Consider the following 22,869-nt stretch of genomic DNA (forward strand, 5'->3'; position numbering starts at 1 on the left):
ATCATCCTCGCCGGAGAACCGTTCTCGGCGCCGGAATGGGTGTCATGGGCGGAGCGCTCGCTCTGACGAGTTTCGAAGCGAGTACCGGTACGGTCGGAAACGCGGAGGCGGCCGCGGGCGGGGCACCCCAGCTCACCGACGGCGGCTCCTACGTCTCGTTCAAGCCGGGCCCCGGGGCGTTCACTCTGGTGCGTCACGGCAGGGCCACCGCCGTCGTCGTGGATGCGGACGACCATTCCGGAGCGGTCCGGGTGGCCGGCGACCTGTGCGACGACATCGAGCGTGTCACCGGCGTCCGGCCCGCCCTGCACAAGACACGTGACGGCCAGGTCCCGGCCGGTGAGCACGAGGTGATCCTGGTCGGCACCTTGGGACGCAGCGCGCTGATCGACCGCCTCGTCGACGACGCGACGCTCGACGCGACGGGCGTGACGGGGCGCTGGGAGACGTCCTTGCAGGCGGTCGTCGACCATCCCCTGCCCGGTGTCGAGCGCGCCTTCGTCATCGCGGGCAGCGACCCGCGGGGCACCATCTTCGGCGTGTACGACGTCAGCCGGGGCATCGGCGTCTCGCCCTGGTACTGGTGGGACGACGTCCCGCCGACCCGCCGCGACGCGCTGTACGTGGAACCGGGGCGCTACACGCAGGGCGCGCCCGCGGTGCGGTACCGCGGCGTCTTCATCAACGACGAGAACCCCTCCCTCGGCACCTGGGCGCCCGGCCACTTCGGCCCCGGGAAGGCCGACGGTTACCCCGGTGGCCTGAACGCCGACTTCTACGCGAGGGTCTTCGAGGTACTGCTGCGCCTCAAGGCGAACTACCTGTGGCCGGCCGTGTGGGGACGGGCGTTCGCCGAGGACGACCCGGACAACCACACCCGGGCCCAGGAGTACGGCATCGTCATCGGCACCTCCCACGAGGCGCCCATGATGCGCGGCATCGAGGAGTGGAACCGGCATGCCGTCCCCGCCGTCCGCGACGCCGACGGGAAGATCACCACACCTGGCCACGACCCGTACGGCGGCACCGGAGAATGGTCGTTCCGGCGCAACGCCGAGGCCATCAAGGAGTACTGGCGCGACGGCATCCGCCGCATGGCGGACCAGGACTTCGAAGGCGTCGTCACCCTCGGCATGCGCGGCAACGGCGACGTCAGCCTCCCCGACGGCGACGGCATCGAGCTCATGCAGGAGATCGTCGCCGCGCAGCGCGCCATCCTCGCCGAGGTCACGGGGAAGGACCTCACCGACATCCCCCAGGTGTGGACGCTGTACAAGGAGGTGCAGCGCTACTGGGCGCGCGGACTGCGCGTGCCCGAGGACGTGACCGTCGTGCTGTGCGACGACAACTGGGGCAACATCCGCCGCCACCCCGACCCCGCCGAACCCCCTCGATCGGGCGGTTATGGCCTGTACCACCACTTCGACTACGTCGGTGCCGGTCGCAACTACAAGTGGGTGGACACGGCATCGCTGCCGAACCTGTGGGACCAGCTGCGGCAGGCCGTCGCGTACGGCAACCACCGGCTGTGGATGGTCAACGTGGGCGACCTGAAGGGCAATGAACTGCCCACCCAGTTCTTCCTCGACTACGCCTGGAATCCCGCCCGCTGGGAGGTCGACGCACTCGACGCGTGGCAACGGGGCTACGCGCGGCAGAACTTCGGCGAGGCCCAGGCGTCGGCGATCTCCGAAGTGCTCACCGAGTACGAGCGGTTGCAGTCCCTGCGCAAGCCCGAACTCCTCAACCGGCGCATCACCCTCGCGCCCGGCAAGGATCCGGCCACCGACGCGTCGGCGATCGTGTACGACGACACGGCGACGCCGTTCTCCCTGGACCACTTCCGGGAACTGGAACGCGTGACGCAGCGGTGGCGCGACCTCGCCGACCGCGCGGACCGCATCGCACGCCGACTGCCCGCCGACCGCCAGGACGCCTGGTTCGAGCTGGTCGGCTACGAGGTCGCGGCGACGGCCAACGTGTACGCCCTGCGGGAGGCCGAGTTCACCAACCTCCGGTACGCGGCCCAGGGCCGGGCCGCCACGAACGCGCTCGCGGCCCGCACCGAGGCCGCGCTCGACCGCGACCTCGCCCTCGGTGAACGCTTCAACTCCCGTATAGCCGACGGCAAATGGAAGGGGTTCCAGACGCAGCCGCACATCGGCTACGGCGACGTCGCACGCTACGGCCCCAACGCCCCTTGGCAGCAGCCCGAGTTGAACAACGTGGCCCTGCCCGACGAGATCTACCCGGCGGTACGCCGCATCGACATCCCGGCCGGCGCCGCCCTTGGCGTCGCCCTGTCCGGCACCGACGCCTGGTGGCCCCAGGCGGACGAGCCCGCCGTCCTCTCCCCGCTCAGCCGCTACGGCACCGCCCCGAGCCCGTACGTCGAGGTCTTCAACCGCGGCGCCGCCCCCTTCGCCTACCGCGTCGAGGCGTCGGTACCGTGGCTGCGCGTCGACCACCCGCACGGCCGCATCGACCGCCAGACCCGCCTCACCGTGACCGCCGACTGGCACCGGGCACCGCGCGGCGCCGCACGGCCGACGCTGACGGTGCACGGCCCGGACGGCGCCCGCGTCACCGTCGTCGTCCCCGTCGAGAACCCCGACACCAGCGGGTTGCGCGGCTTCGTCGAAGCGGGCGGATACATCGCCATCGACGCCGAGCACACCGATCGCAGGATCGGCGCCGACGGCGTCGACTGGCAGCAGGTCGACGGCATCGGACGCGATCTGGCCGGTCTCACCCCCGTACCGGTCACCGCCCCGAGCGTCACCGCGGGCGGGCGCTCACCGCGACTCGAGTACGACATCAGCCTGCTGGACGACCGCGAAGTGACGCTGTGGGCGTACCTGTCACCGCGTAACCCCACACTCTCCGGCCAGGGCCTGCGCTACGCCGTCTCCTTCGACGACGACGCGCCCCAGACCGTCGACATCATCGCCGCCACGGGCTCCGACGACGGCGCCATGAATCCGCAGTGGGCCCGCAACACCTCCGACAACATCAACCGCACGGCAACCCGGCACACCCTCACCGCCGGAGTGCACCGGCTGCGGTTCTGGATGGTCGACCCGACCGTGGTGGTGCAGCGGCTGGTCGTCGACACCGGCGGGCTGCCGGACACCTACCTCGGCCCGCCCGAGAGCCACCGCCTCCGCTGAGGCGGTCCCGCACCACCGCTCCGTTCCTTCCTGATTCCTCAACCCCTCTACCAGGAGGTTCCTTTGTCATCCAGACGCACAGCGCCGGCACTGTTCGCCGGGGCGGCCACCCTGCTGCTCCTCGGCTCGGCATCGGCGACGGCCGCGCCGGCCCACGCCGACCACCACGCCACCCTGCGCGCCCTCGCGGCACCCCACGACCTCAAGGTCGGCACGGCGGTCGACGTCTCCGCGCTCTCCGACGACACCGCCTACCGGGCCGTGGCAGGGAGTGAGTTCAACTCCGTGACCGCCGAGAACGTCATGAAGTGGGAGGTCGTCGAGCCCACCCGCGGCACGTACGACTGGTCGCAGGCCGATGAACTCGTCGACTTCGCCCGGCGCCACCACCAGTCGGTGCGCGGCCACACCCTGCTGTGGCACAACCAGCTCCCGGCCTGGCTCACCTCCGGTGTCGCCGACGGCTCGATCGACGCCCCCGAACTGCGCCGCATCCTGCGCGACCACATCACGGCCGAGGTCAAGCACTTCAAGGGCCGCATCTACCAATGGGACGTCGTCAACGAGATCTTCGAGGAGGACGGCTCCTACCGGGACTCCCTCTGGCTGCGCACGCTCGGCCCTTCCTACGTCGCCGACGCGTTCCGCTGGGCACACGCGGCCGACCCCAAGGCGAAGCTCTTCCTCAACGACTACAACGTCGAGGGCATCAACGCGAAGTCCACCGCCTACTACGACCTCGCCAAGAAGCTGCGCGCACAGGGCGTTCCCGTCCAGGGACTGGGTATCCAGGGTTACCTGGACATCCAGTACGGCTTCCCCGCCGACGTCGAGCAGAACCTGGAGCGGTTCGCGGCGCTCGGTATGCAGACCGCGTTCACCGAGGTCGACGTGCGCATGAACCTGCCGGCCGGCGACACCGAGAGGGCCCGGCAGGCCGACGACTACCGCCGTCTCCTGGACGCCTGCCTCGCCGTGCGCTCCTGCACGTCGTTCACGGTGTGGGGCTTCACCGACAAGTACTCCTGGGTGCCGGGCACGTTCCCCGGGCAGGGCGCCGCCAACATCCTCGACGAGAACTTCGTGGCCAAGCCGGCCTACACCGCACTGGCCGATGAGCTGAAGACGACCCGAAGGACCGGTCACAGGCCGTGAGGTGATCCTCCGCAGAATCGGCCGGGGCAGGCGGTCTGGGCCTGTCGCGAGCGTGGACCTCGTGCGTCGGTGATCCCGTGCTGAGGCACGGGAGCAGGACCTGACGAACAATCAGGGCCCGGCTCGGGCCGATACGGCGGCAAGGTTGCGAGCCGGGCCGCCTCGGGTGCTCCCGAGGCGGCCTCCGAAGCGCGGCCCGTCTCCGGGAACGGCGGTTCCCGGAGGCTAGGCCGGGTCAGCCGCGGTCTGCCCGAACGACCGGTGGGCCACGCCCTGCAGATGGGTGCGCATCGCCGCTTCGCACGCCGCCGCGTCGTTCTCCTCGAACGCCCGCAGCACCGCGGAGTGTTCGGCGAGCGCCTCCTCCGTGTCGTTGATGCGGCCACCGGTGAAGCGCCGGAAGCGCTGGACGTGCGCTCCCAGCGGGTCGATGGCCGCCGAGAGGAAGCGGTTGTCCGCGGCCGCGGCGATGGCGGCGTGGAACGCGGAGTCGGCCTGCATGTAGGCGCGGAAGTCGTCCGTCTCCTGCTGGTCCGCCGCGGCCGCCATCTCCTTGTGGTGCTCGGCCAGGATCCGCGCGGTTCCCGCCGCGTCCCGTTCGCAGGCCTGGCGCGCACTGTAGGGCTCGATGAGCAGCCGGGCCGCCATGAGTTCACGGAATCCGCTGTCGTCCAGCAGCGGAGCCACGGTGTAACCCCGGTGCGGCACGCGCTGCACGAGCCCCGTGTTCTCCAGCTTGGCCAGCGCCTCACGGAGCGGTGTCGGCGAGACGCCCCAGTCCTTGGCGATGGTGTCGATGCGCAGCGGCGTGCCAGGATCCAGGCCTTCGTCGAGGATGAGAGCCAGCAGCGCCTCGTACGCCTCGTCCATCAGGACCGTCCTGCCGAGCCCGGCCGGACGCACCTGCCTGCCGACTGCTCCCATCGTCGTCGCCTCTTTCCGATGTGGGCCCTGCTGTGGGGCCTGTTGTCCCAGCTGAACGCGCCCCATGCCGCGGCAGTCAGCTTATCCGGGGGAGGGGTCCGCCCGGTGCGGGGACCTGCTGGCGTCGGCTCACTTCGCGGTGCGCGGAGAGAGCAGCGTCACGAGTGCGGAGTCGTCCTGCGCGCCCAGGCCCTGGCTCATGGCGAGCTGGTAGAGCTGGTCCGCGGCGGCCGCGACCGAGGTGGCCACGCCGGCCTTCTTGGCGAGGGACACCACGATGTTCATGTCCTTGCGGATGATGTCGAGCCGGGACCGCAGCTCGGGACCGCCGGTGCCGTCCTCGGCGACCTCGTACTGCTGGACCATGCGCGGTCCGCGGTCGGCGAGCATGAACGACGCGGCCGCGCCCTGGCCGAGGACGTCGACGGCGCGGTCCAGATCGATGCCGAGCGCGCGGGCCAGCGCGAGGGACTCCGCGGCGGCCGCGGTGTGGATGCCGCACAGCAGCTGGTTGACGGTCTTCATGATCTGGCCGTCGCCGGTGCGCGGGCCGACGATGTGCAGGGTCGAGGCGAGCCGGTCCAGGACGGGGCGGGCGGCGTCGAGCGCGGTGTCGTCGGCACCGACCATGATCAGCAGATCGCCGGTTCCGGCCCGCAGCGCGCCACCGCTGACGGGGGCGTCGACGAGGTGCACGCCCTGTTCGGCGAGACGGGCCGCCACGGCCTGGACGGCGTCGACGCCGACGGTGGAGGTGACGACGACGACCGCGCCCTCGCGCAGCGTGTCCGCGGCGCCCTGCTCGACGAGGCCGCCACCGAACAGGCAGGACTCCAGCTGCTCCTGGTCGCGTACGGCGATGACGACGACGTCGGCGCCCTTCGCGGCGACGGCGGGCGTCGCGGCGGGGGTGGCGCCGGCCTCGGCGGCGAGGGTGCGGCGCTCCTCGAAGACGTCGAAGGCGTGGACCGGGAAGGCGCCGGACAGGCGGGTGGCCATGGGCAGGCCCATGGCGCCGAGGCCGAGGACCGCGGTGACGGGGGCGGAGGCGGTGGTGTCAGTGGACATGAGGAGCTTCTTCCGTGCGGGCTGCGGCCGGACGGGGCCGCGGGAACAGTGTCTCTCCGCGTCTGGTGAGCGACGGCCACGACCCACCTGAGGGCCGGGGCCGTCGCGGTGTCAGACGAGGACGGCGTACATGAGGAGTGACATGGCCAGGCCCATCACGGCGACGATCGTCGAGAGCACGGACCACGTCTTGATGTTCTGGGCGACGCTCATGCCGAAGTACTCCTTCGACAGCCAGAAGCCGGCGTCGTTGACGTGCGAGAAGAACAGCGAGCCGGCGCCGACGGCCAGCGCGATGAGGGACGCCTCCACGGTCGGGGCGCCCGCTGCCATGGGCGCCATGATGCCTGCGGCGGCCGTGGTGGCGACGGTGGCCGAGCCGGTGGCCAGGCGGATCAGGACGGCCAGCAGCCAGCCGAGGACCAGGATCGGCATGTGCGCCTCGGCGGCGGCCTTGCCGATGGCGTCCGCGACGCCGGTGTCCACGATCAGCTGCTTGAAGCCGCCACCCGCTCCGACGATGAGGAGGATGCCGGCGACGGCCGGCAGCCCTGCGGTGACGATGGTGCGGACCTCGGCCCGGCTCCGGCCCAGACCCCAGCCGAAGACGACCATGGCGAAGAGCACGGCGATGAACATCGCCACGAGCGGGGTGCCGAGGAAGTCGAGCAGGTGGTTGTACCAGGCGTCGCCGGGGAAGGCGATGTCGGCGATCGACTTGGCGAGCATCAGGACGACCGGCAGGGCGATCGCGCCGAGCGAGGTGCCGAATCCGGGGGTGCGGGCCTGCGTGCCGTCCGTGGCCCGGGCCGTCATCAGCGACTCGACCAGCTCGGCGGGAGCCTCGGTGCGCACGTGCCGGGCGATGAACTTCGCGTACAGCGGTCCCGCGACGATGACGGTGGGGATCGCGGCGATGATGCCGAGCCCCAGCGTGGTGCCTATGTCGGCCTTGAGCGCGCTGACCGCGACGAGCGGGCCGGGGTGCGGCGGCACGAAGGCGTGCAGGGTGCCGAGTCCGGCCAGGGCCGGGACGGCCAGCAGGACCAGCGGCGTACGGGTGCGCTTGGCCATGACCACGATGATCGGGATCAGCAGGACGAGGCCGACCTCGAAGAACATGGGGAGGCCGATGATCGCGGCGATCAGTGCCATGGACCACGGGAGGACGCGCGGGCCGGAGCGTGAGCCGATGGTGTCGACGATGCGGTCGACGCCTCCGGAGTCCGCGAGCAGTTTGCCGAGGATCGCGCCGAGGGCGATCAACGCGCCGGTGGAGCCCAGGGTCGTGCCCATGCCGGTGCTGAACGATTCGACGACCTTGGCCAGTTCGGTGCCCGAGCCGACGCCCAGGACGATGGATCCGGCAATCAGGGCGATGAAGGGATGGAAGTCGAAGAGCGTGATGAGCGAGACGATCACGGCGATGGCGACGGCCACCATGACGATCAGTCTCGTGTCGTGCCCGGTCCACGGTGCGGCCGCCAGTGGCACGGCGAGCGAGGCCATCATGCGGGGTTGTCCTTACGTCGTTGTAAGAGGTGCGGGGGAAGGAGGGCGAAAGGGGCCGGAGTTTCTCCGGCGGCGGAGAGCCGGGGTGATGCGGTGCGGACCGCGGCTCAGCAGCCGGAGCGGACCTCGCCCGTGACGTCGGCGGCGCCGGTGTCGTAGGCGTCGAGGGTCTGGACCTTGTCGCCGGAGGGTGACGAGGCGTCGAACCGGTAGCCGAGCCACTCACGGACCAGGCGGCGGGCCAGTTCGAGACCGATCACGCGCTGGCCCATGGTGAGGACCTGGGCGTTGTTGCTCAGCACGGCCCGCTCGACGGAGAAGCTGTCGTGGGCGGTGACGGCGCGGATGCCGCGCACCTTGTTGGCGCTGATGGCGACGCCCAGGCCGGTGCCGCAGAACAGCAGCGCGCGGTCCGCGGTGCCGTCGGCCACGAGGCGTGCCGCGGCGACACCGATGTGCGGGTAGGCGGTGTGCTCGTCCTCTCCGACGCCGACGTCCTTGACGGAGGCGACGCGCGGGTCGGCCTCCAGGTCGGCCTTGAGGGCTTCCTTGTACGCGTAGCCGGCGTCGTCGCTGCCGATGACGATGTGCAGCGGGGCAGGGGTGGTGTGGTCGGGGTGACCCATCGTCGATCCTGTTCTCGGGGTGCGGGACTGCAAAGGCGCAGTGGGGGAGTGGTGCGGGGGTGGTGCTCGCTACGTCGCTGCTCGGTGCCGGCCGGGGTGCTACTTCGCCAGCAGCTCGGCGACGGTGCGCGCGCAGAGGGCCAGCGAGAGGGCGCCGGCGTCGGGCGTGCCGACGCTGCGCTCGGCCAGGGGCCGGGCGCGGCCCAGGCGGGGGGTGAGCGCGGCGGTCGCGTCGGCGGCGACGGTCGCCTCGGCGGCGGCCCGGCCGAAGGCGTCCACCGCGTGGTCGGCGCGACCGACGGCCGCGGTGAAGGTGTCCACGAGCGGGGCGAGGGCGTCCACGAGCGTCTTGTCGCCGGGCTTCGCGCCGCCGAGGGACGTGACGGCGTCGAAGGCGGCGCGGGCGCCGGTGGCCGCGCGTACCGCGTCGACCGGTCCGGTGTCGCCGAGTTCCTGGGCGAGGGCACGCAGCCCCACGCCCCACAGCACCCCGGAGGTGCCGCCCGCTTCGTCGGCCCAGGCGTCGGCGGCGGCACTGAGCAGTGCGCGGGCGCCCGCCGCACGGGAGTCGGCCTGCTCGGCGGCGCGCACGGCGGCGTCGACGCCCTTGGTCATGCCGCGCCCGTGGTCGCCGTCGCCCGCCACCGCGTCGATGCGGCCGAGTTCGGGGGCGGCGTCGTGCAGTGCGGTCCGAAGGGCGCGCAGGGCGGCGAGGATCGTGGTCGCGGCCCGGCGCGAGGGCTCGTCGCCCTGGACGACGGGGAGGTCGGGCACGGCCTCGGGCAGCGTGCGCGGCGCGGCCGGGACCTCGGGCAGCGGGACGCGACGGAAGCCGGGGGCGTCGGCGGGCGCGCACCACCAGCGCTCCAGGTCGTCGTCGAGCCACATCAGGGTCAGCGAGCAGGCGGCCATGTCCAGGCTGGTGACGAGTTCGCCGACCTCGGGCCGCACGACGGTGAGCCCGGCCGCGCCGAGGGCCTGGGAGACGTGGCCCCACAGGAGGAACAGCTCTTCGTACTTGGTGGCGCCGAGGCCGTTGAGGATCGCGGCCACCCGCGTGCCGGCCGTGGCCGGGCGCTCGGCGAGCAGCCGGTCGACGAGGATGCGGGCGATGGTCGGGGCGTCGGCCATGTCGGTGTCCTCGACACCGGGTTCGCCGTGGATGCCGAGGCCGATGGCCATCTTTCCTTCGGGCACGGTGAACAGCGGGGCGTCGGCGCCGGGCATCGTGCAGCCGGCGAAGGCGATGCCGAAGGAGTACGTGGCGGCGTTGGCGTGGCGGGCCGCGGCTTCCACGGCGTCCAGGTCGAGGCCTTCCTCGGCCGCGGCGCCCGCGACCTTGAAGACCGTGAAGTCGCCTGCGATACCGCGCCGTTCACCGTCCCGCTCGGCGGCTGCGCTGGCGACGTCGTCGGTGACGAGCACGGTGCGGGTGTCGGTGCCCGCGTCACGCAGTCGGGCCTGCGCCATGCCGAAGTTCATGCGGTCGCCCGCGTAGTTGCCGAAGCAGTAGAGGACGCCGCCGCCGGCGTCGGCGGCCCGTGCGACCGACTCCGCCTGGCGGCTGGAGGGCGAGGTGAAGATGTTGCCGACGACGGCGCCGGCGGCGAGTCCGCTGCCGACCAGTCCGCTGAAGGCCGGGTAGTGCCCCGAGCCTCCGCCCACGACGACGGCGACCTGACCCGGGGGAAGCGGCCTGCTGCGTATGACGCCGCCGGGCACGAGGGTGGCGTGCTCGGGGTAGGCGGCGGCGAATCCGCGCAGCTGGTCCTCGCTGAAGCGGGCGGGGTCGGCGTACAGCCTGGTCATGGCGGGAGGTTCCTTGTCGGGAGGCGGGGGCGCGCGGCGGTGCGCGCAGGGCGGGGTCCAGCGCGCCCGGACCGGTGGCGGGTCCGGGCGGCTGGGGGCCGACGAGGCGGCGTCGGTGGCCGGGCCGGGGTCAGGCCGCGGGGCCGCTGGGCAGGATGCGCCGCAGGTACTCGCGGTTCGCGGCGGAGACGCTGAGGCCGTCGCCGCCGTAGTGCTCCACGCAGAACGCGCCGTTGAAGCCGTGGGCGAGGGCGATCTTCACGGCCTGTCGGTAGCTGACGAACCCGGACTCCATGGGGGCCGGGGACGTCAGGACGGTGCCGGTGGCGGGGTCCTCGACGCGGTAGTAGCTCTTCACGTGCCAGTAGTTGGCGTGCGGCAGCGTCTTGGTGACCATCGACTCCCAGGACTCGATGGGGCGCTGCATGCGGATGAGGTTGCCCAGGTCCGGGTTGAGGCCGACGTTGTCCCGCTCGATGTCGGTGAGCAGGGCGACGGCCGAGTCCGCGGTGCCGAGGTAGGTGTCCTCGTACATCTCCAGGGACAGTTCGACGCCCACCGAGGCGGCGTGGTCGGCGAGTTCGCGCAGCCTGGTGACGGCCTTGTGCCACATCTCCTTGTCCCCGGGCGGGTCCTGGGGGCCGGGGACGGTCCAGAACCAGAGCACGGCCTGCTGCGCGGGGGTGAGCGGCCGGTGCAGGCCGAAGGAGACGAGCGGGACGCCGAGGGCCGCGGCGGCGTCGATGGTGCGGTGCGAATAGGCGAGGTTGGCGTCGCCGTCGACGGGGTCGATGACGCTGCGGCGGATCGCGGAAATGGCGGGTGCGGTCAGGCCCACCTCGGCGATCGTGGCGCGCAGCTCCTCGAGCCGGGCCGGGGCGAGGTCGCCGGGACGCAGCCAGCCGTCGGTCAGGTCGACCTCGGTGAACCCGGCGTCGACCACCTCCTGCAGGCTCTGCGCCCACTGGTCTGAGGTCTGGTCCTGGGTGGAGACACCATCAGGTCCGGTGTTCGGAAACTGCAGGAGGGCGGCGGCGATCGGCCAGGTCTCTGCGGTGTGAGTCAGCATCGGTTCCCTTTCTCTATTTCCTATAGGATCTACGATCCGGTCGCCTGTCAAGGGTGATCCACCTCGCACCCGGCTGCCGCGGCCGACTCGGAACGATCTGTTCCGTTTCTTCGAAGAAGTTGCTCGACACCCCTTGACCTGAGGCTTTTCTTGAGCACATGCTTCCGGCGTCTTTTTGTAAACGCTGTGAACTTATCTGCCGGTCAGCCCGGACGCCTGAGGGTGCCGCTGCCGTGCAGGCCCGACGCGGGAGCCCCATGAACCCCTGGAACGACACTTCGCTCTGCGCCGACGAGCGGGTCAGGACCCTCCTGGCCGCGATGACCCGGGCCGAGAAGCTCGCCCAGCTGGGCAGCTACTGGACCAAGGCCAACGTCGGCAGCGGCGATGCCCGGGTCGCCCCCATCGAGGAGGCCCTCGCCGCCCGCGCGAGCGAGTCCACCGCCATCGCCCACGGGATCGGACACCTCACCCGCCCCTACGGCACCCGCCCGCTCGCCCCGGAGGAGGGCCGCGCCGAGCTCGTCCGCCTGCAGCGGCTCCTGACCGCCACGCGCCTGGGCATCCCGGCCATCGCGCACGACGAGTGCCTCACCGGCTTCGCCGCCTTCGGCGCCACCGTCTACCCGACCCCACTGGCGTGGGCCGCCACCTTCGACACCGCCCTGGTCGAGCAGATGGGCGCCGCGATCGGCCGCGACATGGCGTCGGTCGGAGTCCACCAGGGGCTCGCCCCGGTCCTCGACGTCGTGCGCGACTACCGCTGGGGCCGCGTCGAGGAGACCCTCGGCGAGGATCCGTACCTGACCGGCCTCATCGGCACGGCCTACGTGCGCGGCATGCAGTCCCAGGGCGTCGTCGCCACCCTCAAGCACTTCGCCGGGCACGCCGCCTCCCGCGGCGCCCGCAACCACGCCCCCGTCTCCATCGGCGCACGGGAGATGGCCGACGTGATCCTCCCGCCCTTCGAGATGGCCGTGCGCGACGGCGCGGTGGGCTCGGTGATGAACACCTACACCGACCAGGACGGCGTCCCCGCCTGCGCGGACGAATCCCTCCTGACCACGGTGCTGCGCGACCAGTGGGGATTCGACGGCACCGTCGTCTCCGACTACGGATCCATCGCCTTCCTGCAGACCATGCACCGCGTCGCCGCCACCGAGGGCGACGCGGCCCGCCTGGCCCTGACCGCCGGCATGGACGTCGAACTGCCCAACACCCGCTGCTACGGCGACCCGCTCGCCCAGCAGCTCGACGACGGACAGGTCGCCCCCGAACTCCTGGACCGCGCCGTCGAACGCGTCCTGCGCCAGAAGCTCCGGCTCGGACTCCTGGACGCCGACTACAGCCCCGAGGCCGATGCCGGACTCGGCACCCCCGTCGACCTGGACTCCCCGGCCAACCGCACCCTCGCCCGCACCCTCGCCGAACGCTCCGTCGTCCTGCTCGCCAACGACGGCGCCGCCCTGCCCCTGGACGCCGCCCGCACCCCCGCCGTCGCCCTGATCGGGCCCGGCGCCGACGACTCCGGCACCTTCCTGGGCTGCTACTCCTTCCCCAACCACGTACTGCCCAAGTACCCCGGCCACCCGGCGGGCCTCGCCCTGCCCAGCCTGCGCGAAGCACTCACCGCCGAACTGCCCGGCATCACCTTCACCTACGAGCAGGGCTGCACGGTCAACGGCGAGGACCGCTCAGGCCTGCCTGCCGCCGCCCGCGCCGCCGCCGCGGCCGACCTGGCCCTGGTCGTCGTCGGCGACCGCTCCGGCATGTTCGGCAACGGCACCTCGGGCGAGGGCTGCGACGCACCCAACCTCCAACTTCCCGGCGTACAGGCACAGTTGGTCGAGGACGTCCTCGCCACGGGCACCCCGGTCGTCCTGCTCGTCATCTCCGGCCGCCCCTACGCGCTCGGCGGACCGGCCGAGCGCTGCGCCGCCGTCGTGCAGACCTTCATGCCCGGCGAAGAGGGCGGCCCCGCGCTGGCGCGCGTCCTGTCGGGCCAGGTCTGCCCGAGCGGCAAGCTGCCCGTACAGATCCCGGCCACCCCGGACAGCAACCCGGGCACCTACCTCACCCCGCCGCTCGGCCGCTACAGCGAAGGCATCAGCGTCCTCGACAACACGCCGCTCTACCCGTTCGGGCACGGCCTCTCGTACACCACCTTCGCCTACGAGGACCTGCGGATCGCGGACGGTGGACGGGTCCCCACCGACGGGTTCATCGAGGTCTCCTGCCTGGTGCGCAACACCGGGCGCCGTGCGGGCCGGGAGACCGTCCAGCTCTACTACGACGACCCGGTCGCCCAAGTCGCCCGCCCCGTACAGCAGTTGGCAGCCTTCGACGTCCTCGACCTCGAACCCGGCGCGCAGGCCCGGGTCACCTTCACGGTGCACGCCGACCAGACCTCGTACACCAAGGACTCCTCCGGTGACGGCCGGCGGCTCGTCGACCCCGGCATCATCCGCCTCATGCTCGGATCGTCCAGCGCCGACATCCGACTGCGCGCCGACGTCGAACTCACCGGCCCCCAGCGCGTGGTGGGCGCCGACCGCCACCTGCGCCACTCGTAACCCGAGCCCCCGCCACCACGAGAACGCCCGCCACGTCCGGCGGCGGCCGACCACCGAACGTCGGCCGCCGTGCGCGGAGTGCTGCCCACACCGGCACGCACACAGATGACACCGACCCCTCCCCCCACCACACACGCCTTGCACCTGCATGTCCGCTCAAGTTCCGCATGCCCACAAGGAAGTAGTCCTCGCCGTGACCCCCAAAACCCTCCACAGTGACACCGCGACCACCGCGACCCCACCAGACACGGCCACCACCGGCACGCCGGCCGGAGTCCCCGCCCCTCGCATCCGGCTCGTCGTCGGCATGGCAGCAGGCCAACTCGGCATATTCCTGGCCCTGTTGACGCCCATCCTCGTCAGCCTGCAGCTCAAGATCCAGTCGATCCTCCCCGAGGACGACCAGGTTTCCGCGCTCGGCATCATCACCACCACCGGCTCGGTCGCGGCCATGCTGGCGAACCCGTTCTTCGGACGCCTCAGTGACCGCACCGCCAGCCGCTTCGGCCGCCGCAGGCCCTGGCTCGCCCTCGGCATGCTGGGCCTGCTCGCCGGACTGCTGATCATCGCGACGGCGGGCAACGTCGCCGTCATCACCGTCGGCTTCGTCATCGCCTCCGCCTCCGCGAACGCGGCACTCGCCGCCTTCGTCGCGACCGTCGCCGACAACGTCCCCGAGTCCAGGCGCGGCAAGATCAGCGGGCTGCTCGGCATCATGCAGAACCTGGCCCCCACCACGGGCACCTGGATCGCCAAGTACTTCACCGACCAGATGCTGCTGCTCTTCCTGGTCCCCAGCGTCATCGGCATCCTCCTGGTGATCGGGTACATGCTGGTCCTCCCGGACAAGCCGCTGGACCACAAGCCCCCGCGGGAGGGCTTCAAGGCGGTCCTGCGCACCTACTGGGTCAACCCCAAGCAGCACCCGGACTTCGCCTGGACCTGGCTCTCCCGCTTCCTGCTGACCCTCGCCAACTGGATGTTCACCACCTTCCGCCTCATCTACCTCCAGCACGAGATGGGGCTCACCGCCGCGTCGGCGACGGAGACGCTCGCGATCGGTGTCCTCATCTACGGACTGGTCGTGATGAGCGCCTCACAGACCGCCGGCTGGCTCTCGGACCGCTTCGGACGCCGCAAGCCCTTCATCGCCGTCGCCGCGGTGCTGTTCGGTGTGGGCATGCTGATCCTCAGCCAGGCCGACACCATCGCCCTGTTCTACTGCGCGGAAGTGGTCCTCGGCCTCGGCTTCGGCACCTACCTCGGCGTCGACCTGGCGCTCGTCATCGACGTACTCCCGGACACGGAGAATCCCTCCAAGGACCTCGGCATCTTCAACATCGCGATGTCCGCCCCGCAGATCTTCGCCCCGGCACTGGGAGCGCTGCTCATCTCTCTCGGGGGCGGCCACAACTACGCGATCCTGCTGATCACGGCGTCGCTGGTGTGTCTCGGCGGGGCGCTGGCCATTCTGCCGGTGCGGAAGGTGCGCTGACAGCGCCGTACTGAGCCCGCCGTCCGTCGGCCTCGGGACCGGTCCCGAGGCCGACGGACGGGTCAGGCCACTCCCCAGCGGCCCCTTGATCGGCTCCGGATGTGCCGGACCCACGGCGTGACCTTCCCCCGTTGTCATCTAAGCTGCATGGCGTCTCGTGGGGGCGGTGGGTCCGCGCGTGGACAGATGACCCCGGGGGAGAAGCGAGGGATGCCGGTGATCTGCGTCGGAGGCATGATCGGGATCGGCAAGACGAGTGTCGCCGAACTGATCGCCAAGGATCTCGGCAGCGAGGTCTTCTACGAGAGCGTCGAGGACAACCCGATCCTGCCGCTCTTCTACACGGCGACCCCCGAGGAGATCCAGGCCAAGCGCTACCCCTTCCTGCTGCAGCTCTACTTCCTGCAGACGCGGTTCGCCGCGATCAAGGAGGCGTACAAGCGCGGCGACAACGTCCTGGACCGTTCCATCTACGAGGACTGGTACTTCGCCAAGGTCAACCACGACCTGGGCCGCATCAGCTCCCTCGAGATGCAGGTGTACGAGGGCCTGCTCGACGAGATGATGCGCGAGATCGACGGCCTGCCCTACCGCAAGGCCCCCGACCTCATGATCTACCTGCAGGCGGACTTCGAGACCGTGCTGCACCGCATAGGGCTGCGCGGACGCGACTTCGAACAGGACGAGAGCCTCGTCGAGTACTACCGCACCCTGTGGTCCGGCTACGACGACTGGGTCCACAAGCACTACTCGGCCAGCGAAGTCCTCGTCATCGACATGAACAACACCGACGTGGTGAACAACCCCGAGGACGCGGCCCGCCTGGTCCGCGAGGTCAGGGACGCCCTGGCGCAGACCGGACGCCCGGCGGCATGACCCGGCCCGGCTCAGACGGCAGGGAGCGTTTCACCCCCATGACCGCACAGTCCGCACGCGCTGAACGCAGGGGTCCCGACACCGTCTCGACCGCCGACGTCCCGCCGTTCAGTCCCTCTCTCGTCAAAGCGGTGTTCAGGGACGTGACGTCGATGCACGTCGCCAGGTCGGCCGCGTGGGCGGCCGCTTCGGTGACGCGGACAGTGCTGACGGAGATCATCGCCGGCGCGCGGACGGTCGCGGCGGAGGAGTCCCGGAGGAAGCTGCTTCCCGGGGACCTCCTCTCGGCCATCGATCGGAACGTCGAGCTGGAGGTGGGGGACAAGTGGTACGGCCACAGCCCGACGTTCAAGGGTCTGACCGGTGACTTGTACGACGCCGAGGGTGTTCTCGTGCCGCCGCGCAGGCGCAGCAGGTCGCGCAAGCCGAGTGCCGTGGTCGGCGCCCACCGGTTCGAGGCCGGGGTCAAGAAGCTTCTGCGGAGCCAGGGGGTGACGGCCGTCCCGGTCATGGTCCGTGACCTCGACGGAATCGCGAGCGTGTTGATGACGCGCCTTGCCCAGGATGCGGCCATGGTCGTTCGCGAGGGCGGGATCAAGCGTTTCGGCTCGGTCTCCCTGGGGTTGCCGGAGGAGCCGGCCTCGCCTCCCTTGCTGGACGATTCCGTCCGGGCCTTGTCCGTCCGTAGTGGCGACAGGCGGACCATCGGCAGGAATGACGTCCTGGCCGCCGCCACGATGCAGTTGTTCGGCGGCAGCCTCAGGCAGCGAGCCCTCGCCGACGCGAGCGAGGCGACGCAGGCCGCTTTGACCGACTGAGCGGGTGCGACCGACGTCGCCGCCAGTGCCTGGGTGGGGCCTGGGTGGGGCCTGGGTGGGGGAGGACGACGTCGCGGTAGGTCTCGGTCGCCTCGCTTGTGTGACGCGCCGTGGCTACTGCATGTCCAGGGCGGAGGCGACCTGTTCCATCACGTGCTGCCAGTGCGCTCGTTGCTGTTCGCGCTCTTCCGCGCTGGCCAGATGCTCCTGGTGGAAGCGGAGCATCGTCCGGGCTCCGTCGGCTGCGGGGGCGAGCGCGACCTGGACCGTGGTGGTCCCGTGGGTGAGGCGAATACGGTCCGCGGGACGATAGCTGCGCACCTCGCCCGTCACGCCTTCGGCCGTCCGGTAGGGGGTGCCGTGCTCCGGGGTGAGGACCGCGCCGGTGCCGAGCCAGAGGGCGATGCCGTCGGGGCTGCTGATGAAGTCCCAGACGACCGTTGTGGGGTGGGGCAGGGTGCGGGAGACGCCGATCTGCCAGCCGGCGTCCTGGGTGAGTCCTGTGGGCATGAGAGTCATCCTTCCTCGGTGAGGCGGGCGCGGAGCGCTCTGACCTTGTGACGGTTGCCGCAGTGCTCCATGGAGCACCAGCGGCGGCGGCCGGGGCGTGAGGTGTCGACGAAGACGAGGTGGCAGTCATCGGCGGCGCAGGTGCGGATGCGGTGTGCGAACGGTCCGGTCAACAACTCGACGGCGTCTCGCGCGACGGTGGCCGCCAACTGCGTGCCGGTGGAGGTGCCGGTCCACTGTCGCGTCCCGTCCGGCGCGATGGCGGGGGCCATGGCCGGACGGGCGGCTGCCTCATTGATGGCTTGCAGGTCGCCGGGCGGGTGCGGCTCGTCGCGTGTGTGGGCGATGACCACCCGGAACAGGGCGTCCCGCAGCACTCGCATGTCGGTCACCTCCGCCGCGGAAATGTCCAGCGCGGGCGTCGGGGTCAGTCGCGACCGGTCCGCCCAGGTGGCCAAGTCGGTGGGTTCGTGCAGGACTTCGTATCGGCGGTAGGGGCCGGGGCCGCCCGTGGTCAGCAGTTCCAGGCACAGTGCGCCGGGGTCGAATCGGTAGGCGACGCCACTCTGCGAGTGCAGCGTCAGCCCCGTGGCTGCCGAGGAATCCATGTAACTACTATAACTGGTTACAGAGGGCTGGGGGAGGGGTTGGCCAACGACAGCGTGACTGCCGGCGTCATCGCGGACGGGTGGCCTGCGACCGGGTCGCCCAGGCCCACACTTACTTTCTGGTGAGTACAGCACTAATTAGTCCGTACTGGTCAACTCCACTGGCCCTGAACAGGATTGAGGCATCGACGGAACGTGCTGTACGACGTGAGGGAGCACTGCCATGCCACAGATCCACGACACCGACGTGAGCATCCTCGGACTCGGCGCCATGGGGAGCGCGCTGGCCGAGACCCTGGTGAAGGCCGGGGTGCGGACCACGGTGTGGAACCGCTCGGCGGGGAAGGCGGAGGCACTCGTCGCGCGGGGAGCGACAGAGGCGGCCTCGGCCGCCGAGGCGGTACGGGCGAGCCGCCTGGTGATCGCCTGCCTCTACGACCACGACTCGGTGCACGAGGTGCTCGCCCCGCTCGTCGACGACCTGGCCGGGCGGGCCCTGGTCAACCTGACCACGACCAAGCCCGAGCAGGCCCGGCAGTCGGCCGCCTGGGCGGCGCAGGCGCAGATCGCTTACCTGGACGGCGGGATCATGGCGGTGCCGTCCATGATCGGTCAGCCGGGAGCCTCGATCCTCTACAGCGGTTCGGAGGAGGTGTTCCGCGAGCATGCGCCGCTGCTCGACCAGTGGGCGACCAGTACCTACTTCGGCGAGGACGCGGGGCTGGCGTCGCTGTACGACTTCGCGCTGCTCTCGTCGATGTACGTGATGTTCGCGGGGTTCATGCAGGGCGCGGCCATGCTCGCGCCTGCGGGGGTCTCCGCCGGCCGGTTCGCGGAGCTGGCCACGCCGTGGCTGACCGCGATGAGCGGTCAGCTCGAGGGGTACGCCAAGGTCATCGACGGCGGTGACTACACGGTCCTGGGGCAGCAGAGTCTGACGTTCTCCAACCTCGGTCTGTTCATCGAGGCGATCACCGACCAAGGAGTGAGCCCCGAGCCGGTCGCGATGGTCCAGAGGCTCATCCAGCAGCAGGTGGACGCCGGTCGCGGGACGGAGGGGTTCGCCCGGATCATCGAGAGCATCAAGCATCCCCGGGTGTGACCAGACAGGGGCTGAGCGGCACGGTCTTGGTTCGGCTGTGGAAGGGAACCACGCCGGCCGGCGGCGTCCACGCCCTGCCCCATCAGCAGAGTCGGCCCCGACCGAGCTACTCCGGCAGCCAACGGCGCTGCAAATCTTCGGTCGGTAGCCATACGGGCAGGAGCGCGGGCAGCCCCGCTGCCGCGCGCTCGGCCCAAAGGTGGATGAAGGCCGTCGTGCGCATCTCCCGTGGTGTCGGCTTCTGCGCTCCCGCATCGGTCTTCGGAGCCGATGAGGGGGCCTGCCACGGAGGCAGGAGGTAGGTCGAGGAGAATTCCTTGTGCGCGTCACGAACAAGCGCCTGGTGGAGGATGGTGGTGAGGACGGTCTCGTCGAGGCAGCGCGTCACGGGCGAGGTGACCTCCCCGTGCAGGTGGTCGGCGTGGTTGACGCCCTCGGCGACGGGGATGTTCGCCTTCCGGCCGACCTGGGCGAACAGGCTCTGATCGACGACCCATCCGAGGTACTCCGCGGCGAGGATCATATTCTCGACGTCCGAGTACAGGTAACGGTGCAGCCCGGACAGCGCGGCGGCCTGGAACACGACCAGTGTGCTGAGGGCCTCGATGTTCCGGTGGCTGTGCAGTTGAGGATCTCCGGGCACCGGCTCCAGCGAGAAGTACCGGTCACGTTCCACGTCTCGGAAGATTCCGGTCCCGTACTTCTTCCTGCGGCGTGCGAGGTTGCGGACCGTGTCGCCCGGCGACGACGTGAACGTCCAGTCCACGTCGAACTCCACGCCCTCCCGGTGAGTGACGTGCTTGGGGTGCCGGCCCCCGTGGGCGTTGCTGCAGGCGTTGACGTAGACACTGAATCCGGCTTGGCAGACGAGTCGGCAGAAGTTCTCGAAGGCCCGCCAGCTCTCCGGGAGCGCATAGAAGCTGCGGGCGTGCACGCGTTCGCCGCCGGCGTCCAACACGGTTCCGTAGTACGGCAGTGGCTTGTCTTCCGGGCCGGTGGTCGAGGGCTTTCCCAGCCGTGCCCGTCGGTTGTCCGGCGGGCCGTGGACCCAGAACTGGATGGCCGCCACCCGCTGGGTGAGTTCGGCCGCGGGAACCCGGATCCGGGGCGGCAGGTCGGCCTTGTCCTGCTGGAACCGGGTCACTGAGTCCAGCCTGGTGGTGACCATCGACTGCACGGCATCGAGCGTCGTCACGAGGACGTACTCCTCGTCGGACGAGAGGGTACGTCCGCCGGCAGCGCCGCTCAGCACCATCTCGGCGTGGGCGGCGCGGGCTGATGCCCGCGCTCCGACGAGCACTCTGATGTGACGTTCGGCGATCACGGTGTACGCGGCTGTCCCGTGGAAGTGGTGGTACGCAATCCGTACGGGGACGGAGCAGAGCACCACTACACCGGCCACGAAGTTGGCCAGGCGGGCGTCGAGCGGCGCGGGGAGGGCTTCGGCCAACGCTTCGTCGAGTTCCAGGAAAGTGGGTGTGAATGCCCTGAGTGCGTAGTCGACGTACATCGGGTCGCCGGGCTCCTGGGACGTCAGTGCCGTTCCACCTGGGTAGCGGCGCAGGAAACGGTCACCTGTGAGAGCCGTCGTGAAGGCGTCGGGACTCAGCAGCGGGGCGAAGAAGCCGTCCAAGAAGGCCACGGCGTCCTCCGTCTCCTTGTAGGCATCCAGACCTGGGTCGCCCCGTTCCCAGATGCCCTTCAGGCTCAGTCGCAGGGCGTTGGCCTCACGCGTGCAGCCGCCGCCCCGGGACGCGGGCGCCGCCACTTCCAAGAGACGTCGAAGCTGTACGGCGATCGCCTCGGAGGCTGCGGATTCCTCGGCCAGATCCTGCTTCTCCAGCGAACGCTGGTCAGTCGCCCGTCGCGTGCCCACCGGTGGATCCCCCCGTCGCGTTCTTGGGCGAGGGCAGTACACAACGTCCCGCTGCCGGTTCGATGAGCAGGCCGTCGGCAGTGACCAGTACGTCGTCGGTTCGTGGTGCCGGCCTCGTCGCCCCTGCAATGGCCTTCGCCAGGTCCTCCATGCCCTTGGCGAACACTCCGGCGCTCGGCGTGCTGCCCTTGGCGAGGTCGGCGACCGCGCTCGCCTGGATCGGAATGAGCAGGCACAGGCCGGCCCGCTGGACGTCCTCGACGCGGTACATGTTCCGGAACGGCCGGAAGCTCTCGACGTCGGGCGGGCTCGGGGGCACACCAACCCCGTTGTGGACGACGTGCAGGAGGGCATTGACGAGACGGACGACGAACGTCTGCCCCAGGCGCTCCCAAAGGAAGCGCAGATACTGCTCGGTGTAGTAGTGCCGGTGGCAGCGCAGGTGCTCCTCCTGCGCGGCGATCAGGGCCATGATCTTCGGATCGTCCGGCTGGGGAACCGCCGCATCCACCAACAGCGCCTCCGTCATGCAGAGGAATCCGGGAATGCGGCGGAACAACTCCGACATGGCGTGATCGTCGAGCAGGGCCTTGCGGCCCGCGTCGTCCAGGCCGGTGCCCCACAGACGACCGACTGTGGTGGCCAGTGACTTGAAGAGTGTGTACCTCCGCTTCTTGTACTCCTCCTTCTGGAACTCCGCGGCTTCCCGGAGGGTGTAGACGGAGTGCAGGACGAGGTACAGCTGCAGGGCGTCCGCACCGACGGCCGCGGCGGCGCGAGCGGCAGGGATCTCGTCAGGTGCACCGGACTTCGCAGTCGTCTTCCCGTCCTTGAAGGCACCGATGTCCCGCGAGCCCTGCGGCGTCTGTTGGACGTCCGCGATGATGTCTTCGACATCGTTCTCGTGGTGGTAGGGCTGCCAGCCCGACCGGTTGCCGAACAGGTACTCGTCGATGCTGTCCAGGGACTTCTCCAAGCGGTCCTGCTGCTCCAGGCGCTCCTGCCGCACTGTCCCGAGCCGACGCACGGACTCGACGATCGAGGGCAGGGAGTCGCGCAGGCCGTCGTCCAGCAGATACTCGGACAGGAACTGCGCGTTGGCGGCGACGAAAGACTGAGCCGCACCCGGGGTGCTGAAGTCCAGCGGCGCCAACTCCGCGACGACCAGCGGCTGTGTCTGATCCTGAGTCGTCGTCACCCGGAACCGCTTGCACACCTCGTAGAGATTCAAGGCGAGTGATCGGTCCAGGTAGGGATTGCGCAGAACGCGCGTCTGGCGGCTCTCGACGGTCCCCTCGGTGACGCCCCGAACCTGGACCTTGGCCTGAGTGGCGATCTTCTGGCTCGACTTGACCGTGGTTTCGTGCACCTCGTTCACCGTCGAGGAGAGCGTGTTACTGATCGTCCCGGACGACGTCGCGTTCGCCGAGATGCCTACCCCGCCCAGGGAGAAGCTGCCGTTCCCTGACATTGACCAGTTCGCATTGCGAGCCGAGGTGTGCGCGACAGTGAGAGCCTCCTTGTCGCTGGACGTCCCCTCGGTCGCCGCCTCGACGGTCGAAGCCCGCTCCCGGCTCGCCTCGATCAACGACCGGTCGGTTCGGTGGAGTTCGACAGTGAGTACCTCACCCGGGGCGAGCGAGAGGGTGCTCGTGAGGTCCCCGACGAGTACGTCCCG

Annotated in this window: 17 protein-coding genes; 7 read left to right on the forward strand and 10 right to left on the reverse strand. The window is 70.4% G+C overall.

Annotated features, from left to right (window positions below; all coding sequences use genetic code 11):
- Window positions 1-35: 35 nt before the first annotated feature.
- A complete protein-coding gene (locus RBJ77_RS33330) occupies window positions 36-3,170 on the forward strand; it encodes a glycosyl hydrolase 115 family protein (RefSeq protein ID WP_372348385.1) in 3,135 nt (1,044 codons plus the stop codon).
- A gap of 63 nt (window positions 3,171-3,233) precedes the next feature.
- On the forward strand, window positions 3,234-4,325 hold the full coding sequence (locus RBJ77_RS33335) for an endo-1,4-beta-xylanase (RefSeq protein ID WP_372348386.1): 1,092 nt from the start codon (window positions 3,234-3,236) through the stop codon (window positions 4,323-4,325).
- 225 nt (window positions 4,326-4,550) lie between these two features.
- Here RBJ77_RS33335 and RBJ77_RS33340 read toward each other — a convergent pair whose 3' ends face one another.
- From RBJ77_RS33340 to RBJ77_RS33365, 6 genes are all read right to left on the reverse strand, one after another.
- Entirely contained in the window at window positions 4,551-5,249 is a 699-nt protein-coding gene (locus RBJ77_RS33340; protein ID WP_372348387.1) for a GntR family transcriptional regulator, read from the reverse strand.
- Between the two features lie 129 nt (window positions 5,250-5,378).
- Window positions 5,379-6,317: an NAD(P)-dependent oxidoreductase gene (locus tag RBJ77_RS33345; RefSeq protein WP_372348388.1), complete on the reverse strand. Its 939-nt coding sequence runs from the start codon at window positions 6,315-6,317 to the stop codon at window positions 5,379-5,381.
- 111 nt (window positions 6,318-6,428) lie between these two features.
- On the reverse strand, window positions 6,429-7,826 hold the full coding sequence (locus RBJ77_RS33350) for a gluconate:H+ symporter (RefSeq protein ID WP_372348612.1): 1,398 nt from the start codon (window positions 7,824-7,826) through the stop codon (window positions 6,429-6,431).
- Window positions 7,827-7,936: 110 nt separating this feature from the next.
- Window positions 7,937-8,455 (reverse strand): ribose-5-phosphate isomerase, encoded by a 519-nt coding sequence (locus RBJ77_RS33355; RefSeq protein WP_372348389.1) that lies wholly within the window; start codon window positions 8,453-8,455, stop codon window positions 7,937-7,939.
- A gap of 99 nt (window positions 8,456-8,554) precedes the next feature.
- Window positions 8,555-10,264 carry a dihydroxyacetone kinase family protein gene (locus RBJ77_RS33360; RefSeq protein WP_372348390.1) on the reverse strand — a complete coding sequence of 570 codons (1,710 nt, stop codon included), beginning with the start codon at window positions 10,262-10,264 and terminating at the stop codon, window positions 8,555-8,557.
- Window positions 10,265-10,394: 130 nt separating this feature from the next.
- Window positions 10,395-11,333, reverse strand: coding sequence for a sugar phosphate isomerase/epimerase family protein (locus RBJ77_RS33365; RefSeq protein ID WP_372348391.1), 939 nt, complete (start codon window positions 11,331-11,333; stop codon window positions 10,395-10,397).
- A gap of 257 nt (window positions 11,334-11,590) precedes the next feature.
- Between RBJ77_RS33365 and RBJ77_RS33370 the strand changes: the two genes are divergently transcribed.
- The 4 genes from RBJ77_RS33370 to RBJ77_RS33385 all read left to right on the forward strand — a co-directional run bounded on the left by RBJ77_RS33370 (window position 11,591) and on the right by RBJ77_RS33385 (window position 17,095).
- A complete protein-coding gene (locus RBJ77_RS33370) occupies window positions 11,591-13,906 on the forward strand; it encodes a beta-glucosidase (RefSeq protein WP_372348392.1) in 2,316 nt (771 codons plus the stop codon).
- A gap of 193 nt (window positions 13,907-14,099) precedes the next feature.
- Window positions 14,100-15,401: an MFS transporter gene (locus RBJ77_RS33375; RefSeq protein ID WP_372348393.1), complete on the forward strand. Its 1,302-nt coding sequence runs from the start codon at window positions 14,100-14,102 to the stop codon at window positions 15,399-15,401.
- A gap of 210 nt (window positions 15,402-15,611) precedes the next feature.
- Entirely contained in the window at window positions 15,612-16,277 is a 666-nt protein-coding gene (locus tag RBJ77_RS33380) for a deoxynucleoside kinase (RefSeq protein WP_372348394.1), read from the forward strand.
- 38 nt (window positions 16,278-16,315) lie between these two features.
- Window positions 16,316-17,095 carry a hypothetical protein gene (locus RBJ77_RS33385; RefSeq protein WP_372348395.1) on the forward strand — a complete coding sequence of 260 codons (780 nt, stop codon included), beginning with the start codon at window positions 16,316-16,318 and terminating at the stop codon, window positions 17,093-17,095.
- Between the two features lie 114 nt (window positions 17,096-17,209).
- Here the strand turns inward: RBJ77_RS33385 and RBJ77_RS33390 are convergent, their stop codons facing one another.
- Window positions 17,210-17,605 (reverse strand): SRPBCC domain-containing protein, encoded by a 396-nt coding sequence (locus tag RBJ77_RS33390; RefSeq protein WP_372348396.1) that lies wholly within the window; start codon window positions 17,603-17,605, stop codon window positions 17,210-17,212.
- A gap of 5 nt (window positions 17,606-17,610) precedes the next feature.
- Window positions 17,611-18,213, reverse strand: a complete 603-nt coding sequence (locus RBJ77_RS33395; protein ID WP_372348397.1) for an ABATE domain-containing protein — start codon at window positions 18,211-18,213, stop codon at window positions 17,611-17,613.
- Between the two features lie 223 nt (window positions 18,214-18,436).
- On the opposite strand from RBJ77_RS33395, the gene RBJ77_RS33400 reads away from it, so the two are divergent.
- Window positions 18,437-19,315: an NAD(P)-dependent oxidoreductase gene (locus tag RBJ77_RS33400; protein ID WP_372348398.1), complete on the forward strand. Its 879-nt coding sequence runs from the start codon at window positions 18,437-18,439 to the stop codon at window positions 19,313-19,315.
- A gap of 106 nt (window positions 19,316-19,421) precedes the next feature.
- On the opposite strand, the gene RBJ77_RS33405 is transcribed toward RBJ77_RS33400, so the two are convergent.
- Both RBJ77_RS33405 and RBJ77_RS33410 read right to left on the reverse strand, forming a co-directional pair.
- Window positions 19,422-21,191: a hypothetical protein gene (locus RBJ77_RS33405; protein ID WP_372348399.1), complete on the reverse strand. Its 1,770-nt coding sequence runs from the start codon at window positions 21,189-21,191 to the stop codon at window positions 19,422-19,424.
- A complete protein-coding gene (locus RBJ77_RS33410; protein ID WP_372348400.1) occupies window positions 21,169-22,779 on the reverse strand; it encodes a hypothetical protein in 1,611 nt (536 codons plus the stop codon). Before RBJ77_RS33410 ends, RBJ77_RS33405 begins: the two co-directional genes overlap by 23 nt.
- Window positions 22,780-22,869 lie beyond the last annotated feature (90 nt).

Origin of the sequence: Streptomyces sp. KL116D (assembly GCF_030766975.1) — a bacterium.
Taxonomy (GTDB): domain Bacteria; phylum Actinomycetota; class Actinomycetes; order Streptomycetales; family Streptomycetaceae; genus Streptomyces; species Streptomyces longispororuber_A.

Excerpts from the sequence above, each read along its gene's own strand:
- RBJ77_RS33350 (WP_372348612.1), bottom strand. The coding sequence starts at position 7,826 with ATGGCCTCGCTCGCCGTGCCACTGGCGGCCGCACCGTGGACCGGGCAC.
- RBJ77_RS33345 (WP_372348388.1), bottom strand. The coding sequence starts at position 6,317 with ATGTCCACTGACACCACCGCCTCCGCCCCCGTCACCGCGGTCCTCGGC.
- RBJ77_RS33360 (WP_372348390.1), bottom strand. The coding sequence starts at position 10,264 with ATGACCAGGCTGTACGCCGACCCCGCCCGCTTCAGCGAGGACCAGCTG.
- RBJ77_RS33380 (WP_372348394.1), top strand. The coding sequence starts at position 15,612 with ATGCCGGTGATCTGCGTCGGAGGCATGATCGGGATCGGCAAGACGAGT.
- RBJ77_RS33395 (WP_372348397.1), bottom strand. The coding sequence starts at position 18,213 with ATGGATTCCTCGGCAGCCACGGGGCTGACGCTGCACTCGCAGAGTGGC.
- RBJ77_RS33365 (WP_372348391.1), bottom strand. The coding sequence starts at position 11,333 with ATGCTGACTCACACCGCAGAGACCTGGCCGATCGCCGCCGCCCTCCTG.
- RBJ77_RS33330 (WP_372348385.1), top strand. The coding sequence starts at position 36 with ATGGGTGTCATGGGCGGAGCGCTCGCTCTGACGAGTTTCGAAGCGAGT.
- RBJ77_RS33355 (WP_372348389.1), bottom strand. The coding sequence starts at position 8,455 with ATGGGTCACCCCGACCACACCACCCCTGCCCCGCTGCACATCGTCATC.
- RBJ77_RS33390 (WP_372348396.1), bottom strand. The coding sequence starts at position 17,605 with ATGCCCACAGGACTCACCCAGGACGCCGGCTGGCAGATCGGCGTCTCC.
- RBJ77_RS33385 (WP_372348395.1), top strand. The coding sequence starts at position 16,316 with ATGACCGCACAGTCCGCACGCGCTGAACGCAGGGGTCCCGACACCGTC.
- RBJ77_RS33400 (WP_372348398.1), top strand. The coding sequence starts at position 18,437 with ATGCCACAGATCCACGACACCGACGTGAGCATCCTCGGACTCGGCGCC.
- RBJ77_RS33370 (WP_372348392.1), top strand. The coding sequence starts at position 11,591 with ATGAACCCCTGGAACGACACTTCGCTCTGCGCCGACGAGCGGGTCAGG.
- RBJ77_RS33340 (WP_372348387.1), bottom strand. The coding sequence starts at position 5,249 with ATGGGAGCAGTCGGCAGGCAGGTGCGTCCGGCCGGGCTCGGCAGGACG.